We start from the raw sequence: 16,466 nt of genomic DNA, 5'->3' as shown, positions 1-16,466 counted from the left end.
GTGACCATCCGCTGATCCGATCGGGGGATGTGCCCGCCCCGCCCGCCACGGGTCGTCGCTCTGCGTGAACTACGCTCGCACCCCGAAGGCAGGGAGAGGAGCGGATCCGTGGCGGATTTCGTCGGGCGGCGGCGCGAGCTGAAGGAGCTGCGCGAGGACATCGCGCGCACGGGCCTCGACACCCTCTCCGGCCGCAAGGCCAAGTCCCCCCGGGCCCGGCTCCTGCTCATCGCCGGCCGACCCGGGTCCGGGCGCACCGCCCTCGCCGAGGCCCTCGTCCGGCAGGTCGCCGCCGACTACCCGGACGGCGTGCTGCGCGTCCGGCTGACCGCCCCCGGCGGCGAGGGCACCACCACCGAGCGGGCCCTGCGGACCCTGCTGGAGGGCCTCGGCGAGGCCACCCCGCCGGGCGCCTCCGAGGACGAGCTCAGCTCCGTCCTGCGCGCCGCCGTCGCCGGCAAGCGCGTGATCCTGCTCGTCGACGACGCCGCCGACCCCTACCAGGTCGACGCCCTGCTCCCCGACACCCCCGAGTGCCTGGTCGTGCTGACCGCAGAGGGCCCGCTCACCGGAATCCCGGACGTCCGCCCCTGCACTCTGGGCGGGCTGGAGCCCGCGGCCGCCGTCGAGATGCTCGCCCGCCTCATCGGCACCACCCGCATCGCCGCCGACCCGCGGGCCGCCGAAGACCTCGCCGAGGTGTGCGGGGGACTGCCCGCCGTCCTCGCCATGGTCGGCGGGTGGCTCGCCGCCCGCCCCAAGGCCGCCGTCTCCGACACCGCCAAGCAGCTCCACGACATGCCGGCGGGCAGCTCCGGGCCCCTCGGGCGGGCCTTCCGGCTCGTCTACGAGTCCCTCCCGCAGCCGGCCCAGCGGACCCTCCGGCTGCTGCCGCTCGCGCCCGCCGGGATCGTCGACTCGCACACCGCCTCCGCCCTGGCCGGCTGCTCCGTGGCCGCCGCCCAGGCACTCCTGGAGGACTTCGCCGGCCTCGGCCTGCTCCGGCACGCCCCCGACGGCCTGTTCCGGCTGCCCGGCTGCCTCGCCCCGCTGCTGCGCAGCCTGCTGGAGGCCAAGGAGCGGCCCGCCGAGGTCCAGCTCGCCCGCGCCCGGATGCTGGAGCGCACCGTCCGCCTGCTGCACTCCTGCGGCGCCATGGCCGGCCCGGAGGACGCGGAGGGCGTACGCGAGCAGCTGGACGGGCTGCCGCGAGCCCTGCGCTTCGCCGACCGGCGGGCCGCCGCGACCTGGCTGGAGAGCAGGCTGCCCGCCCTGTCGGCCTCCGCGGTCCTCGCCGTCGCCGACGGGGGCCTGGACACCCTGGCCCGCCGGCTCGTCGCGGGCCTGGTCCGGGCCCTGGCCGAGCACCGGGGCACCGCGGCCGCCGCCCCCGAGCTGTACGGGCTGCACCGGCTGGTCCTCGACGTCGCCGAGCGGCGCAGCCTGTACCGGGAGCAGGCCGCCGCCCTGCTGAACATCGCCGACCTCGACGCCGAGACGGGCCGGACCCGGGAGGCCCTGGAGCGCTACCGGGCCGCGCTGGACGCCGGACGCGCCGCGAACGACCCGTACGCGACGGGCCGCGCGATGGAATCCGTAGGCGGCGCCTACCAGGAGCTCTCCGACTGGCAGCGGGCCGCCGACTGGTTCGGCCGCGCCCTGGCCCAGGCACTGGCCCGCGGGGAGCGGGCGGACGAGGCCCGGCTGTACGGGCGGCTCGGCAACGCGCACACCCATGCAGGCCGGTACGGGGACGCGCTGCGCGCCTGGCGGGCGGCCGCCGCCGGCTACCGGAAGCTGGGCGATGTCCCCGGCCAGGCAAAGGCGTTGAGCGAGATGGCCCGCATCCAGGAGTACGCCGGACGGCCCGAGGAATCGCTGCACACCTGCCGGGAGGCGGTCGAGCTCGCACGCCGTGCCGGGGACCTGCGGCTGCAGGCCGCGCTCCAGGTCAGGCTGGCCGACACCCTCGACCGGCTGGGTGATCCCGCGGCGGCCCGGCTGCACCGCTCGGCGGCCGACAGACTGCTGGGAGATGACCCCGCGGCCTGCGAAATCCGCAGTGGTAACGACTGAGATTATTGGTTTGCAAGGCTAGACAGCGCCTCATCCTTCATTAGACTGGCTCCACCACGTCATCTCGTGGTGCATCCCGTTGCGCGCCTTGTGGACGGGTATGTATGGAAGTGCCCCGAAAATCCCCTGAGCCAAGGACCGTGATCGACGATGAAGGTCGGCATCCCCCGCGAGGTCAAGAACAACGAGTTCCGGGTCGCCATCACGCCTGCCGGCGTGCATGAGCTGGTCCGCAATGGCCACCAGGTCTTCATCGAGCAGAACGCCGGTGTCGGCTCCTCGATCTCGGACGCCGAGTACGTCGCCGCGGGCGCGGAGATCCTCCCCACCGCCGACGAGGTCTGGGCGACCGCCGACCTGCTGCTGAAGGTCAAGGAGCCCATCGCGGAGGAGTACCACCGCCTCCGCAAGGACCAGACGCTCTTCACCTACCTGCACCTGGCGGCCTCCCGCGAGTGCACGGACGCCCTGCTGGAGTCCGGCACCACCGCCATCGCGTACGAGACGGTCGAGCTCGCCAACCGCGCGCTGCCCCTCCTCGCCCCGATGTCCGAGGTCGCGGGCCGCCTCGCCCCGCAGGTCGGCGCCTACCACCTGATGCGCTCGGCCGGCGGCCGCGGCGTGCTCCCGGGCGGCGTCCCCGGCACCCACGCCGGCGAGTGCGTCGTCATCGGCGGCGGCGTCTCCGGCTGGAACGCGGTCCAGATCGCCATCGGCATGGGCTTCCACGTGACCCTGCTCGACCGGGACATCAACAAGCTCCGCGAGGCCGACAAGATCTTCGGCACCAAGGTCAAGACGATCGTCTCCAACGCCTACGAGCTGGAGAAGGCCGTCATCGAGGCCGACCTCGTGATCGGCGCCGTGCTGATCCCGGGTGCGAAGGCCCCCAAGCTGGTCACCAACGAGCTCGTCGCCAAGATGAAGCCCGGAAGTGTACTTGTCGACATTGCGATCGACCAGGGCGGCTGCTTCGAGGACTCCCGTCCGACCACGCACGCCGAGCCGACCTTCCAGGTCCACAACTCGGTCTTCTACTGCGTCGCCAACATGCCGGGCGCCGTCCCGAACACCTCCACCTACGCCCTCACCAACGCCACGCTGCCCTACATCGTGCAGCTCGCGAACCTCGGCTGGGTCGAGGCGCTGCGCCGCGACCCGGCGCTCGCCCTGGGCCTCAACACCCATGAGGGCAAGGTCGTTTACGGCCCGGTCGCCGAGGCCCACGGCCTCGAGTCCGTGGAGATCGGCACGCTGCTCGGCTGAGCCGTACGACCCGTCAACGACTGACGTCAATCTCACGTCCCCGGCCGGACCTTGCGCGCAAGGTCCGGCCGGGCGCGTTTGCCGCGGGCGGGCCGGCCGGGCCCAACTCGCCTCAAAGGTAGCCCTTTAACCCTTTCGCACACCTGCGAAACTTCACAGTGACGGGTCCGACGCCCTTGACAGAGCGGTGTTCGGTTGCCGACACATCGTTGCCGGTCCGGTGGATTGTGTTGCCGCTGGGCGGTGACACGCCATAGAGTCGCCAACCGTCGGCATGGTGCCACGCTGACCTATCGATAAGTGTCCTGGTCACGTCCGAGGAGGTAAGACGACTTGTGAATGAGTCGACATTTACTCCTGGGGGTGGTCGCGCAGGGACGCCCGAGCGGGGCCAGGGTCCGGCCGGGCTCGAAGCGGTCGGCTCCGTCGCAGTCCGCACGTTCGCAAACCACCAGCACATGACGACGCCCCAAAAGAGCATGGACGGCCTAGACGTGAACTCCACGGCCGGCGACCACAGCGGCGATGCGCCCATTGGTTTCGCCGACTACGACCAGGTGCCCGAGGGGCACTTCTACGACCCCGACGCGGAATACGAGCCCGACCCCGAGTACGCGGCCACCCTCGCGCCCGACGCTGCCCGCCAGCGCCGCGAGCGGATCGGCCCGACCGGACGTCCGCTGCCGTACTTCCCGATCCCGGGTCCGCTGACCGACCACGGTCCGGCGAAGATCATCGCGATGTGCAACCAGAAGGGCGGCGTCGGCAAGACCACGTCGACCATCAACCTGGGCGCCGCACTCGCCGAGTACGGGCGGCGGGTCCTCCTCGTCGACTTCGACCCGCAGGGCGCGCTGTCCGTGGGCCTCGGCGTGAACCCGATGGAACTCGACCTGACGGTCTACAACCTGCTCATGGAGCGGGGCATGTCGGCCGACGAGGTGCTGCTGAAGACGGCGGTCCCCAACATGGACCTCCTGCCGAGCAACATCGACCTCTCCGCCGCCGAGGTGCAGCTGGTCAGCGAGGTCGCGCGCGAGTCGACGCTCCAGCGGGCGCTGAAGCCGCTGATGAACGACTACGACTACATCGTCATCGACTGCCAGCCCTCGCTCGGCCTGCTGACCGTCAACGCCCTGACGGCGGCCCACAAGGTCATCGTCCCGCTGGAGTGCGAGTTCTTCGCACTGCGCGGCGTGGCCCTGCTGACCGAGACCATCGAGAAGGTGCAGGAGCGGCTCAACCCGGAGCTGGAGCTCGACGGCATCCTCGCCACGATGTACGACTCCCGCACGGTGCACAGCCGCGAGGTGCTGGCGCGCGTCGTCGAGGCGTTCGACGACCACGTCTACCACACGGTCATCGGCCGCACCGTGCGCTTCCCGGAGACCACGGTCGCCGGCGAGCCGATCACCACGTACGCCTCGAACTCCGTCGGTGCCGCCGCCTACCGCCAACTGGCCAGGGAGGTGCTCGCCCGGTGTCACGCCGAGTGAGTCTGCCCGGAGCCGACGAACTGTTCCGTACGACCGGGGGGATGGCACTGCAGTCGTCCTCGCCGAAGCGGGGCGGCGAGGAAGCCGCGGCGGCCCTGCCCGACCACTCGGCGGTGGCGGCGGAGGGCACGGCGGGTGAGGGCCGGGGCCGGGAGGCAGCGGCCGGCACGGAGCGCACGGACCCCGTGGTGGGAGCCCCGCGGCAGCCGCAGGAAGGTTCTGTCACCGCGGCCGCCGCCCCCGCGGGGGCCACCCGCCGCGGGAAGGGCGCCGGCCGCGGGTCGGGCCGCCGGCCGAGCGGGCGCGAGCGCCACGACGAGAAGATCACGGTCTACGTCTCCGCCGAGGAGCTCATGGACCTGGAGCACGCCCGCCTGGTGCTCCGCGGCGAGCACGGCCTCGCGGTGGACCGCGGCCGCATCGTCCGCGAGGCGGTGGCGGTCGTCCTGGCGGACCTGGAGTCCCGCGGCGACGCCAGCATCCTGGTCCGCCGCCTCCGCGGCCGCTGACTCCCCGGCCCCACGCCCCCTGCGGCCGACGCCCGGCTGCCCGGCCCCCTGCGGCCAGTCGGCCACGGCCCCCGACCCCCCGCCCCCCGGCCCGCGCCGGCGCGACCGCCGGCGGGCGCCGCCTGTCGGCCCTGCCCGCGGCGGGCCGCGAGCCCCTGAAGAGCCACCCCCTGCGGGGCGCGGGTCTCCGGGGGCCGCGCGGGCCGGGTTCGTGGGAGCCTTGGGGCGGGCCGATCGGGCCCGCCCCCCCGTACCTCCCTGGACTGCAATGCCCTCTCCCGCCGAAGCCGGCCGCCCACCCCGCCGGACCCTCGGGCGCGGCCCCGGCGCATCCCCGGCCCCCGAAGCGACGGAGCCGGCACCGGCGGAGCCGCAGGAGGCGCTCTCCGGGCCCGCGGCCCCCGGCCCGGTCCCGGACGCCCCGGCGGCCCCGACTGCCCCTCACGGCCCCCGGAGGCGGCACCGCGCGCCGTGCCGGGGCCGGAGGCCGGCGCCCGTGCCGAGGGGGCCGAAGGGGGCCACGGGCGGTTCACGTTGCGGCTCGACAACTTCGAGGGGCCCTTCGACCTGCTGCTGCAGCTCATCTCCCGGCACAAGCTCGACGTCACGGAGGTCGCGCTGTCCAGGGTCACCGACGAGTTCATGGCGCACATCCGGGCCATGGGGCCCGACGGGGACCTCGACCAGACCACCGAGTTCCTCGTCGTCGCCGCGACGCTCCTCGACCTCAAGGCCGCCCGCCTCCTGCCCGCCGCCGACGTGGAGGACGAGGCCGACCTCGCCCTTCTGGAGGCCCGCGACCTGCTCTTCGCGCGGCTGCTCCAGTACCGCGCCTACAAGCGCATCGCCGACATCTTCGCGGAGCGGGCCGAGTCCGAAGGCCTCCGCCACCCGCGCACGGTCGGCCTGGAGGACCACCACGCGGCGCTCCTGCCGGAGGTCGTCCTCGGCATCGGCGCCGAGGGGTTCGCCCGCCTCGCAGCCAGGGCCATGCAGCCCAGGGCGCAGCCGCAGGTCTACGTGGACCACATCCACGCCCCCCTGGTCAGCGTCCGGGAGCAGGCCGCCGTCCTCGTGGCCGTCCTCCGGGAACGGGGTGCGGCCACCTTCGACGAGCTCACCCGGGACACGGACGACACCCTCACGGTCGTCGCCCGGTTCCTGGCGCTGCTGGAGCTCTACCGCGAGAAGGCGGTCGCCCTGGAGCAGGAGGAGGCCCTGCGCACGCTGACCGTGCGCTGGACGGGCGGCGGGGCCGGCGCGATGCCCGCCGTGACCGACGAGTTCGACCGGATCGCCGAAGCCGCGGAATGAAGGAGTGGGACACCATGGACCAGCCACCCGCCGACGACGCCCTGCCGGGCGGGGAGGGCGCGTACGACGCGGGCGACGCCGTGGCCGGGCTGCCGCTGAAGCCCGCGCTGGAGGCCGTCCTCATGGTCGTGGACGAGCCCGCCGCCGAGGCCCACCTCGCGAAGGTCCTCGACCGCACCCCGCGCGAGATCGCCGCCGCCCTGCGCGAGCTCGCCGACGAGTACGCCGTCCAGCAGCGCGGCTTCGAGCTGCGGCTCGTCGCCGGCGGCTGGCGCTTCTACACGCGCCCCCGCTACGCGGCCGCCGTCGAGCGCTTCGTCCTGGACGGCCGGCAGGCCCGCCTCACCCAGGCGGCCCTGGAGACCCTCGCCGTGGTCGCCTACCGCCAGCCGGTCAGCCGCTCCCGCGTCTCCGCGGTGCGCGGGGTGAACTGCGACGGGGTCATGCGCACGCTCCTCCAGCGCGGTCTGGTCGCCGAGGCGGGCACGGAACCCGAAACAGGTGCGATCCTGTACAGGACGACGAACTACTTTCTGGAGCGGATGGGCCTTCGCGGCCTGGACGAGCTCCCGGAGCTGGCGCCCTTCCTCCCCGAGGCGGAGGCGATCGAGGCCGAGACGCAGGAAGGCGTTCCGTCGTTCGATCCGGACGCACCGGACACCGAAGAAGACGACAAGACGACGGAACTTTGATGCGAAGCAGCGGCAACGGCAACGGCGGCAACCGGAACACGGGCGGCGGCGGCAGCCGCAGGGACGGAGACGGACGCGGGCGCGGCAACCCCCGCGGCGCCGGCAGCGCGCGCGACGAGCGGGCGGGCGGCGCGCCGCAGCGCCCGCGCCGCCCGCGCCCGGAGGAGCGCCGCTACGACGTCGGCCCCGACGCCGAGCGCACCCGCGGCACCCGCGGCGCGGACGCCCGCGGCGGCGCCAAGGGCAGCCCTAAGAAGCCCGGCCGGCCCCAGAGCGGCGGGCGCGGCGGCCAGGGCGGCGGCGCGCGGCGCGGCGAGGCGGGCTTCGGCAGCCCGTCGCGGCCGCGCGAGTTCGACGCCCGGATCGAGGAGCGCGTACGCGACCGGTACGCGGACAAGCCGGTCATCCGCACCCCGAAGACCTTCCCGGGCGCAGAGCAGGAGGGCGAGCGGCTGCAGAAGGTGCTCGCGAGGGCCGGCATGGGCTCGCGCCGGGCGTGCGAGGAGCTGATCGAGCAGGCGCGCGTCGAGGTCAACGGCGAGATCGTCACCGAGCAGGGCAAGCGCGTCCTGCCCAAGGACGAGATCAAGGTCGACGGCCTGACCGTGGCGACCCAGTCGTACCTGTTCTTCGCGCTGAACAAGCCGGTCGGCGTCGTCTCCACCATGGAGGACCCGGACGGCCGCCAGTGCCTGGGCGACTACGTCACCAACCGCGAGACCCGCCTCTTCCACGTCGGCCGGCTCGACACCGAGACCGAGGGCGTCATCCTGCTCACCAACCACGGCGAGCTGGCCCACCGCCTGACGCACCCCAAGTACGGGGTGAAGAAGACCTACGTCGCCGCCATCACCGGCCCGCTGCCCCGCGACATCGGCAAGCGGCTCAAGGACGGCATCGAGCTGGAGGACGGCTGGGCGCGCGCGGACCACTTCCGCGTGATCGACCAGGTCGGCAAGAACTACCTGGTGGAGGTCACCCTCCACGAGGGCCGCAAGCACATCGTCCGCCGGATGCTCGCCGAGGCCGGCTTCCCGGTCGAGAAGCTCGTCCGCACCGCCTTCGGGCCCATCGAGCTGGGCGACCAGAAGTCCGGCTGGCTGCGCCGCCTGACCAACACCGAGGTCGGCATGCTGATGCGCGAGGTCGGCCTGTAGGACGGCCGCGGCCGGCCCGCTCCGCCTCCGCACGCAAAGCCCGCAGTGCCCCGCACGGCACTGCGGGCTTTCTGCTTGCCCGGCGCACCCCGCCCTGTTTATAGTCAGAATGACTCTTAAGGGAACGAGGGGAGGCGGTGCCGCCATGGCGGACTACGACCCGCGCGCCTTCGCGCCGTTCGCGGTCACGGTTGACCTCGCCGTCTTCACCGTCCGCGCCGGCGCGCTCCACGTCCTGCTGATCCGGCGCGGCCAGGACCCGTACGCAGGCGCCTGGGCGCTGCCCGGCGGCTTCGTCCTGCCCCGCGAGTCCGCGGAGCAGGCGGCCCGCCGCGAACTCGCCGAGGAGACCGGGCTGCCCGAGCCGGTCGTCGCCGCGCTCCACCTGGAGCAGCTGCGCACGTACAGCGAACCGGACCGCGACCCCCGGATGCGGGTGGTGTCGGTGGCCTTCGCCGCGCTCGTCCCCGACATGCCCGAGCCGGCCGCGGAGGGCGGCGGCGACGCGGACCGCGCCCGGTGGACGGCGGTCGGGGAGGCCGGCCCGCTCGCCTTCGACCACGCGGCGATCCTCGCCGACGCCCGCTCCCGGATCGGCGCCAAGCTGGAGTACACCTGCCTGGCCACCGCCTTCTGCCCGCCCGAGTTCACCCTCGGCGAGCTCCGGGCCGTCTACGAGACGGTCTGGGGCACGGCCCTGGACCGGCCCAACTTCCGCCGCAAGGTGCTCGCCACCCCCGGCTTCGTCGAAGCGGTGCCCGGCGCCGCCCGGCTCACCGGAGGCCGCGGCAAACCGGCCGCGCTCTACCGGGCCGGCCCCGCCACCGCCCTGCACCCCCCGCTGCTCCGCCCCACGCCCCCGGAAGGAACCCCGAAGACATGACGACGACGGCGACGAAGCGCGCGGCGGCCGGATCCCTGTTCGGCCTGGCCCTCGGCGACGCCCTGGGCTTCCCCACCGAGTTCAACGACGTCCCGGCGATCCTCGCGAAGACCGGCCCCTGGCGGCAGATGCGGCTGCCCCGCCCGGCGATCGTCACGGACGACACCCAGATGACCCTCGCGCTCGCCCGCGGCATGCGCACCGCGGCCGACCGCGGCCCGCTGACCCCGGAGGGCCTCGCCGGACCCGTCCGCGAGGAGTTCACGGCCTGGTACCGGTCCCCGGAGAACAACCGCGCCCCCGGCAACACCTGCCTGCGGGCGTGCAGCCTCCTCACCGACCCCGCGCGGGACTGGCGCGACGCCAGCCAGACCGGCTCCAAGGGCTGCGGCGCGAACATGCGCGTGGCCCCCGTCGGCCTCGTCCCCGGCTGGACGGAGGAGGAGCGGGCCGGCGCCGCCCAGCTCCAGTCGGCCCTCACCCACGGCCACCCCACCGCCCTCGCCGCCTCGGACCTGACGGCCCGCGCGGTGTGGCTGCTCGCCAACGGGGCCGAGGTCACCGGCCTGGTCGGGCTGCTGCGCTCGTACGCCCTGGACAACCGCACCCGCTACCACGGGCGCTGGCTCGGCGACCTCTGGATGCGGACGGCCTGCGACGCGAGCCCGCAGTCCTTCATCGCCCGCGGCTGGGACGACTGCCTGGCCGCCCTGGACCGGCTGGCGGCCGCCCTGAGGTCCCCGTCCCCGGAGACGGACCCCTGCCTGACCACCGGCGAGGGCTGGATCGCGGAGGAAGCCCTCGCCACGGCCCTCCAGTGCTTCCTGCTCTTCCCGGACGAACCCCTGACGGCCCTGCGCCGCGCCGCCTGCACCTCCGGCGACTCCGACTCCCTGGCCTGCCTGGCCGGCGCCTTCGCAGGCGCCCACCTGGGCGCGGCGGCCTGGCCGGACGACTGGACGACCCGCATCGAATACCGCGAGGAGCTCGACGCCTTCGCCGCCCTCTGGAACGCCTGAGCGCTACGCCGACGCGGCGCTCGTACGGCGGGCACGGTGGAGGAAGGACTCCACCGCCGCCGCGTCCGGGGCGGCCGGGAGGGGCGAGCGGGCGAGGGCCGCGTCCGACTCGTCCGACAGGCGGGAGGCCCAGGCGTCGATCTCCGCCCAGGACAGCTCGCCCCGCTTCACCGCCAGCAGGCGGTCGCGGTACGGGGTCGCGTCGATGTCCAGGCGGCCCGTGCGGAGCATGTCGCGGCAGGACAGCAGCAGCCGCAGCAGGTGCATCGCCTGCTTCCAGCGCGGCGCGCCGTGCAGCCGTACGCCGGCCAGGAGCCTGCCGTGCTGGGCCTTCGCGTAGCGGGTGAACGAGGCGTGCACCCGTCGGGAGAGGAACGCCCCGCGCAGGGCGAGGAGTTCCTCCCCCACCGGGGTCAGCCGCTCGACCAGCGGCGAGTGCAGGCACTCCAGGATGTTCGGGTTGCTGCGCAGCGCGAGTTCGCAGAAGCGCTCCAGCTCCCAGGAGAACTCCTCCTCCCGGGGGCCCTCCACGTGCGTCGGCGGCTTCTCGAAGCGCCAGAACAGCGCGGTCGGGGCCAGGTAGACGCCCCGCCGGTCGGTGTCGCTCGACCCGGTCGCCAGGCCGAACGCCCGCGAGCCCATGACGCACGCGTAGACCGTGTGGTCGCGCACCAGGGCGTGCCGGCCGGACGCGGCGGTCGCGCCCGACGGAGTGGTCTGTCCGGTCATCCCCGGAGGGTAGGCGCGGAGGCGGGCCCCGGTCGACGGGATTTGCGCCGCCCCGCCCCGTCACCCCGCTACGCCAGGGACACCTGGCCGCCCGAGACCGTGATCCCCGCCTCCGGGAGGGGGCGGGTCGCCGGGCCCTTCACGACCGCGCCGTCGGCGATGGCGAACCGGCTGCCGTGGCAGGGGCAGTCGATGGTGCCGGCGGCCACCTTGTTCACCAGGCAGCCCTGGTGCGTGCACACCGCCGAGAAGCACTTGAACGTCCCCGCCGTCGGCTGGGTCACCACCAGCTTCCGGTCCTTCAGCACCGTGCCGCCGCCCACCGGCACCTCCGACGTCTTCAGCAGCGCCGTCCCGGCGCTCTCGCTCGGGGCCGCAGCCTGCGGGCCGGACGTGCCGGGGGTCGCGCTCTCCGGGATCGGCGAGGGCTCCTCCTCCCCGCCGCAGCCGGCCACCGCGCCGCCTGCCAGGGCGGCGGCCCCCGCCGCCAGGACGGTGCGTCGGGCGGTGGGCAGGGGATCGCTCATGGGGCTCCTCCTCGTCTGGGCCGGGACCGGCGAAGAGCATCCTTGCGCGAGCCGGGCCCCGGGCGGTGCTCCGCCGCGCCGCCCGTCAGGCACCCGGCTCCCACGGGGCCAGTTCCGGTGCGGCACCCGGCCGGAGGACGACCTCCCAGACGCGGACCACCGCCGCCCGCTCCAGCGGCCCGTGCACGTGCGGGTAGCGGCCGCCCGATTCACCCTCCCGGCGGACCTCCGAGGTCAGCGCCCGCTCGTCGAGTTCAACGGCCAGCACCGGGCCCTCCGCCTCCCGGTAGTACCGGTCGGCGATCTCCAGGGCGGTGGGGCGGTCGGCCGAGCAGTGCACGAAGCCCTCCGCGTCCAGCGAGGCAGGGGCGTACGGGAGCTCGGGCGCGGCGGACCAGTCGGCGAGCGGGACGATGTGGAAGATCATGCCGACGTTCTACCCCGGCCGCGCCGCCCCGCCGCGGACCGGCCCCGAGTGGCAGGCCCCCTCCATCGGCGGTGCCATGGTCCGGAAGGGCCCCCTCGGGGCCCGGCAGCCCGCGCCGGGCCCGCCCCTTGCCGGGCCGCCGGACCCCGGGCACCCCCGCGCTGGCTACCCTGGCCCGGAGTGATCCGCCGCCACACCACGCAACCCTGGAGCGCCCCGTGAGAACCGCCGTCGTCATCGGAACCGGCCTGATCGGAACCTCGGCGGCCCTCGCCCTCGCCGCCCGCGGGGTCCGCGTCCACCTCGCCGACCACGACCCCGACACGGCCCGCACGGCCGCCTCCCTCGGCGCCGGCACCGACGAGCCGCCCGCGGGGAAGGTCGACCTCGCGATCGTCGCCGTACCGCCCGCCCACGTCGCGGCGACCCTCGCCGACGCCATCGGGCGCGGCGTGGCCCGCGCCTACGTGGACGTCGCCAGCGTCAAGGGCGGCCCGCGCCGGGAGCTCGCCGCGCTCGGCGCGGACACCACCGCCTACATCGGCACCCACCCCATGGCCGGCAAGGAGCGGTCCGGTCCGCTCGCCGCCACCGCCGACCTCTTCGAGGGCCGCCCCTGGGTGCTCACCCCCACCCGGGAGACCGACCACGAGGTGCTCAACCTCGCCCTGGAGCTCGTCGCGCTCTGCAACGCCGTCCCGGTCGTCATGGACGCCGACGCCCACGACCGGGCGGTCGCGCTCGTCTCGCACACCCCGCAGCTCGTGTCGAGCATGGTCGCCGCCCGCCTGGAGGAGGCCGACGAGACCGCCGTGCGGCTCTGCGGCCAGGGCATCCGCGACGTCACCCGCATCGCCGCCTCCGACCCGCGCATGTGGGTGGAGATCCTCTCCGCCAACCCCGGCCCCGTCGCCGAGGTCCTCGCCGGCATCGCCGCCGACCTCCGGGCCACCGTCGACGCCCTGCACGCCCTGGAGTCCGCCGACGTGGACGAGCGGCGCGGCGGCGCCGGCGGCATCGAGGACGTGCTGCGCCGCGGCAACGCCGGCCGCGAGCGGGTCCCCGGCAAGCACGGAGCCGCCCCGATGGCGTACGAGACCGTCGCCGTCCTGATCAGCGACCAGCCGGGCGAGCTCGCCCGGATCTTCGCCGACGCCGGCCGGGCCGGGGTCAACATCGAGGACGTGCGGATCGAGCACGCCACCGGCCAGCAGGCGGGCCTCGTCCAGCTCATGGTCGACCCGAGCGCCGCCGCCGCCCTCACCGCGGAGCTGCGCGACCGCGGCTGGGCCCTGCGCCGCCCGTGACCGCCGCCCGCCGCCGGGGCCGCAGCCGCCCCGGCGGCCCCCGCGGCGGCTTCCGGGCAGCGCCCGCTCCGGGGCCCGGTAACCTTGGAGAGGGGCGCTTTCGCACGCCCTGACACGCACGCGCAACCAGGAAGGTGCCCGCACCGTGGAAACCGCAGCTCCGTCCGCCGTGATCGTCGCCATCGACGGTCCCTCCGGCACGGGCAAGTCCAGCACCTCCAAGGCCGTGGCCGCCAAGCTCGGGCTGCGCTACCTGGACACCGGTGCCCAGTACCGGGCCATCACCTGGTGGATGATCACCAACGGGATCGACACCGACGACGCGGACGCCGTCGCCCTGGCCGCCGGCAAGCCGGCGATCGTCTCCGGGACCGACCCGGCCGGCCCGACGATCACCGTCGACGGCGTGGACGCCTCCGGCCCGATCCGCACCCGCGAGGTCACCTCCAAGGTCAGCGCGGTCAGCGCCGTCCCCGAGGTCCGCGCGCTGATCACCGACCTCCAGCGCAGCATCGCCGCCGCGGCCGAGGGCGGCATCGTCGTCGAGGGCCGGGACATCGGCACCACCGTCCTGCCCGACGCCGACCTCAAGGTCTTCCTCACCGCCTCGCCCGAGGCCCGCGCAGCCCGCCGCAGCGGCGAGCTCCGAGGCAAGGAGGCCGCGGACGTCGCGGCCACCAAGGAGGCCCTGATCAAGCGGGACGCCGCCGACTCCGGCCGCAAGACGTCGCCGCTGGCGAAGGCCGCCGACGCCGTCGAGGTGGACACCACCGAGCTGACCCTGGAGCAGGTCATCGAGTGCGTGGTGACCCTGGTCGAGGAGAAGAGGGCGGGCCGCAAGTGACCCGGACGCCCTCCCCGAAGGGTGCGGCGGTCGGCCGGCGGATCGGCATCGGGCTCATGTACGGGCTGTGGAAGCCGCGCGTACTGGGGGCCTGGCGCGTGCCCGCCTCCGGTCCCGTCATCCTCGCCGTGAACCACGCCCACAACATCGACGGGCCCATGGTCATGGGCACCGCGCCGCGCCCGCTGCACTTCCTCGTCAAGAAGGAGGCGTACGTCGGCCCGCTCGGGACCTTCCTGGAGGGCATCGGCCAGGTCCCCGTCGACCGCCGGGGAACCGACCGCACCGCCGTCACCAAGGCCCTCGCCGTGCTCGACAACGGCGGCGCGCTCGGCATCTTCCCCGAGGGCACCCGCGGCGAGGGCGACTTCGCTTCGCTGCGCGCCGGGCTCGCGTACTTCGCCGTCCGCAGCGGGGCGCCGGTCGTCCCGGTGGCCGTCCTCGGCAGCACCGACCGCCCCGGCCGGCTGATACGCGGCCTGCCCCCGTTCAAGAGCCGCGTCGACATCGTCTTCGGCTCCCCCTTCGACGCGGGCGACGGCACCGGCCGCCGCACCCGCACCGCCCTGGACGAGGCCACCGTGCGCATCCAGAGCAGACTCACGGCCCACCTCGCGGACGCCAGGCGCCTGACCGGGCGCTGAGCGCCGGGCGCCCCGGCCGGCGCTGAGCGAGACTTGACCCAGTAGTGGCGCCGGCGCGGAACCCCGCGCGGCCGCCACCGACCACCACGAACGACGAGGAACGGACTTCATGAACGACCAGCACGACCACGGAGCGCTCGGCGACGCCGAGTACGCGGAGTTCATGGAGCTCGCCGCGGAGGAAGGCTTCGACCCGGAAGAGGTCGAGGGCGCCATCGAGGAGGCGGGCCACGGCCCGCTGCCCGTCCTCGCCGTCGTCGGCCGGCCCAACGTCGGCAAGTCGACCCTGGTGAACCGCATCATCGGCCGCCGCGAGGCCGTCGTCGAGGACAAGCCGGGCGTCACCCGCGACCGCGTCACCTACGAGGCCGAGTGGGCGGGCCGCCGCTTCAAGGTCGTCGACACCGGCGGCTGGGAGCAGGACGTCCTCGGCATCGACGCCTCGGTCGCCGCGCAGGCCGAGTACGCCATCGAGACCGCCGACGCCGTCGTCTTCGTCGTCGACTCCAAGGTCGGCGCCACCGACAGCGACGAGGCCGTCGTCAAGCTGCTGCGCCGCGCCGGCAAGCCCGTCGTGCTGTGCGCCAACAAGGTCGACGGCCAGAGCGGCGAGGCCGACGCGGCGATGCTGTGGTCCCTCGGCCTGGGCATGCCCTACCCGGTGTCCTCGCTGCACGGCCGCGGCACCGGCGACCTCCTCGACGCCGTCCTGGAGGCGCTGCCGGAGGCCCCGGCGCAGTCCTTCGGCGGCGGGCAGGTCGGCGGGCCGCGCCGCATCGCGCTCATCGGCCGCCCCAACGTCGGCAAGTCCTCCCTGCTGAACAAGGTCGCCCGGGAGGAGCGGGTCGTCGTCAACGAACTGGCCGGCACCACCCGCGACCCGGTCGACGAGCTCATCGAACTCGGCGGAGTCACCTGGAAGTTCGTCGACACCGCCGGCATCCGCAAGCGCGTCCACCTCCAGCAGGGCGCCGACTACTACGCCTCGCTGCGCACGGCCGCCGCCGTCGAGAAGGCGGAGGTCGCGGTCATCCTGATCGACGCGACCGAGAACATCAGCGTCCAGGACCAGCGCATCATCACCATGGCGGTCGACGCGGGCCGCGCCGTCGTCGTCGCCTACAACAAGTGGGACGAGCTCGACGAAGAGCGCCGCTACTACCTCGAGCGCGAGATCGAGACCGAGATGCAGCAGGTCGCCTGGGCGCCCCGGGTCAACGTCTCGGCGAAGACCGGCCGCCACATGGAGAAGCTGGTCCCGGCGATCGAGACCGCGCTGGCCGGCTGGGAGACCCGCGTCCCGACGGGCCGGCTGAACGCCTTCCTCGGCGAGCTCGTCGCCGCGCACCCGCACCCGATCCGCGGAGGCAAGCAGCCCCGCATCCTGTTCGGCACCCAGGCGGGCAGCAAGCCGCCGCGGTTCGTCCTCTTCGCCTCCGGCTTCCTGGAGCACGGCTACCGCCGGTTCATCGAGCGCCGTCTGCGCGAGGAGTTCGGCTTCGAGGGCACCCCGATCCACATCTCGGTGCGGGTGCGGGAGAAGCGCGGCGGCCAGCACAAGAAGAAGTAGCGCCGC

Annotated in this window: 16 protein-coding genes; 13 read left to right on the top strand and 3 right to left on the bottom strand. The window is 74.4% G+C overall.

Features of this window, described 5'->3' with window-relative positions; translation table 11 throughout:
- The first annotated feature begins 27 nt into the window (after positions 1-27).
- The 9 genes from C0216_RS22165 (at position 28) to C0216_RS22125 (ending at position 10,412) form a co-directional block, all read left to right on the top strand.
- The gene (locus tag C0216_RS22165) at positions 28-2,076 is read left to right on the top strand and encodes a tetratricopeptide repeat protein (RefSeq protein ID WP_114056971.1); all 2,049 of its coding nucleotides are present in this window, start codon (positions 28-30) and stop codon (positions 2,074-2,076) included.
- Positions 2,077-2,226: 150 nt separating this feature from the next.
- On the top strand, positions 2,227-3,342 hold the full coding sequence (gene ald, locus C0216_RS22160) for an alanine dehydrogenase (RefSeq protein WP_114056970.1): 1,116 nt from the start codon (positions 2,227-2,229) through the stop codon (positions 3,340-3,342).
- A gap of 335 nt (positions 3,343-3,677) precedes the next feature.
- A complete protein-coding gene (locus C0216_RS22155) occupies positions 3,678-4,838 on the top strand; it encodes a ParA family protein (protein ID WP_114056969.1) in 1,161 nt (386 codons plus the stop codon).
- Positions 4,823-5,347 carry a hypothetical protein gene (locus tag C0216_RS22150; RefSeq protein WP_174250438.1) on the top strand — a complete coding sequence of 175 codons (525 nt, stop codon included), beginning with the start codon at positions 4,823-4,825 and terminating at the stop codon, positions 5,345-5,347. The genes C0216_RS22155 and C0216_RS22150 overlap by 16 nt, the downstream gene beginning before the upstream one ends.
- A 471-nt stretch (positions 5,348-5,818) precedes the next feature.
- A complete protein-coding gene (locus C0216_RS22145; RefSeq protein WP_114056967.1) occupies positions 5,819-6,661 on the top strand; it encodes a segregation and condensation protein A in 843 nt (280 codons plus the stop codon).
- Between the two features lie 122 nt (positions 6,662-6,783).
- Complete coding sequence (gene scpB / locus C0216_RS22140) at positions 6,784-7,353, top strand: SMC-Scp complex subunit ScpB (protein ID WP_246042862.1); 570 nt, start codon at positions 6,784-6,786, stop codon at positions 7,351-7,353.
- Entirely contained in the window at positions 7,353-8,510 is a 1,158-nt protein-coding gene (locus tag C0216_RS22135) for a pseudouridine synthase (RefSeq protein ID WP_114056966.1), read from the top strand. The genes scpB and C0216_RS22135 overlap by 1 nt, the downstream gene beginning before the upstream one ends.
- Before the next feature lie 145 nt (positions 8,511-8,655).
- Positions 8,656-9,393 carry an NUDIX hydrolase gene (locus tag C0216_RS22130; RefSeq protein WP_114056965.1) on the top strand — a complete coding sequence of 246 codons (738 nt, stop codon included), beginning with the start codon at positions 8,656-8,658 and terminating at the stop codon, positions 9,391-9,393.
- Positions 9,390-10,412: an ADP-ribosylglycohydrolase family protein gene (locus C0216_RS22125; RefSeq protein WP_114056964.1), complete on the top strand. Its 1,023-nt coding sequence runs from the start codon at positions 9,390-9,392 to the stop codon at positions 10,410-10,412. Before C0216_RS22130 ends, C0216_RS22125 begins: the two co-directional genes overlap by 4 nt.
- 3 nt (positions 10,413-10,415) lie before the next feature.
- Here C0216_RS22125 and C0216_RS22120 read toward each other — a convergent pair whose 3' ends face one another.
- The 3 genes from C0216_RS22120 to C0216_RS22110 form a co-directional block, all read right to left on the bottom strand.
- On the bottom strand, positions 10,416-11,141 hold the full coding sequence (locus tag C0216_RS22120; RefSeq protein WP_114056963.1) for a nucleotidyltransferase domain-containing protein: 726 nt from the start codon (positions 11,139-11,141) through the stop codon (positions 10,416-10,418).
- 68 nt (positions 11,142-11,209) lie between these two features.
- Positions 11,210-11,668, bottom strand: a complete 459-nt coding sequence (locus C0216_RS22115) for a Rieske (2Fe-2S) protein (protein ID WP_114056962.1) — start codon at positions 11,666-11,668, stop codon at positions 11,210-11,212.
- An 85-nt stretch (positions 11,669-11,753) separates the two neighbouring features.
- Positions 11,754-12,095 (bottom strand): DUF952 domain-containing protein, encoded by a 342-nt coding sequence (locus tag C0216_RS22110; RefSeq protein WP_114056961.1) that lies wholly within the window; start codon positions 12,093-12,095, stop codon positions 11,754-11,756.
- Positions 12,096-12,313: 218 nt separating this feature from the next.
- On the opposite strand from C0216_RS22110, the gene C0216_RS22105 reads away from it, so the two are divergent.
- From C0216_RS22105 to der, 4 genes are all read left to right on the top strand, one after another.
- Positions 12,314-13,402: a prephenate dehydrogenase gene (locus C0216_RS22105; protein WP_114056960.1), complete on the top strand. Its 1,089-nt coding sequence runs from the start codon at positions 12,314-12,316 to the stop codon at positions 13,400-13,402.
- Between the two features lie 145 nt (positions 13,403-13,547).
- Positions 13,548-14,246, top strand: a complete 699-nt coding sequence (gene cmk, locus C0216_RS22100) for a (d)CMP kinase (protein ID WP_114056959.1) — start codon at positions 13,548-13,550, stop codon at positions 14,244-14,246.
- On the top strand, positions 14,243-14,890 hold the full coding sequence (locus C0216_RS22095) for a lysophospholipid acyltransferase family protein (RefSeq protein ID WP_114056958.1): 648 nt from the start codon (positions 14,243-14,245) through the stop codon (positions 14,888-14,890). Before cmk ends, C0216_RS22095 begins: the two co-directional genes overlap by 4 nt.
- Positions 14,891-14,999: 109 nt before the next feature.
- Complete coding sequence (gene der, locus C0216_RS22090; protein WP_114056957.1) at positions 15,000-16,460, top strand: ribosome biogenesis GTPase Der; 1,461 nt, start codon at positions 15,000-15,002, stop codon at positions 16,458-16,460.
- Positions 16,461-16,466 lie beyond the last annotated feature (6 nt).

Source organism: Streptomyces globosus, assembly GCF_003325375.1.
Classification (GTDB): Bacteria; Actinomycetota; Actinomycetes; order Streptomycetales; family Streptomycetaceae; genus Streptomyces; species Streptomyces globosus_A.
The sequence above is the reverse complement of the archived record's forward strand: the minus strand, read 5'-3'. Positions and strand labels throughout refer to the sequence as shown.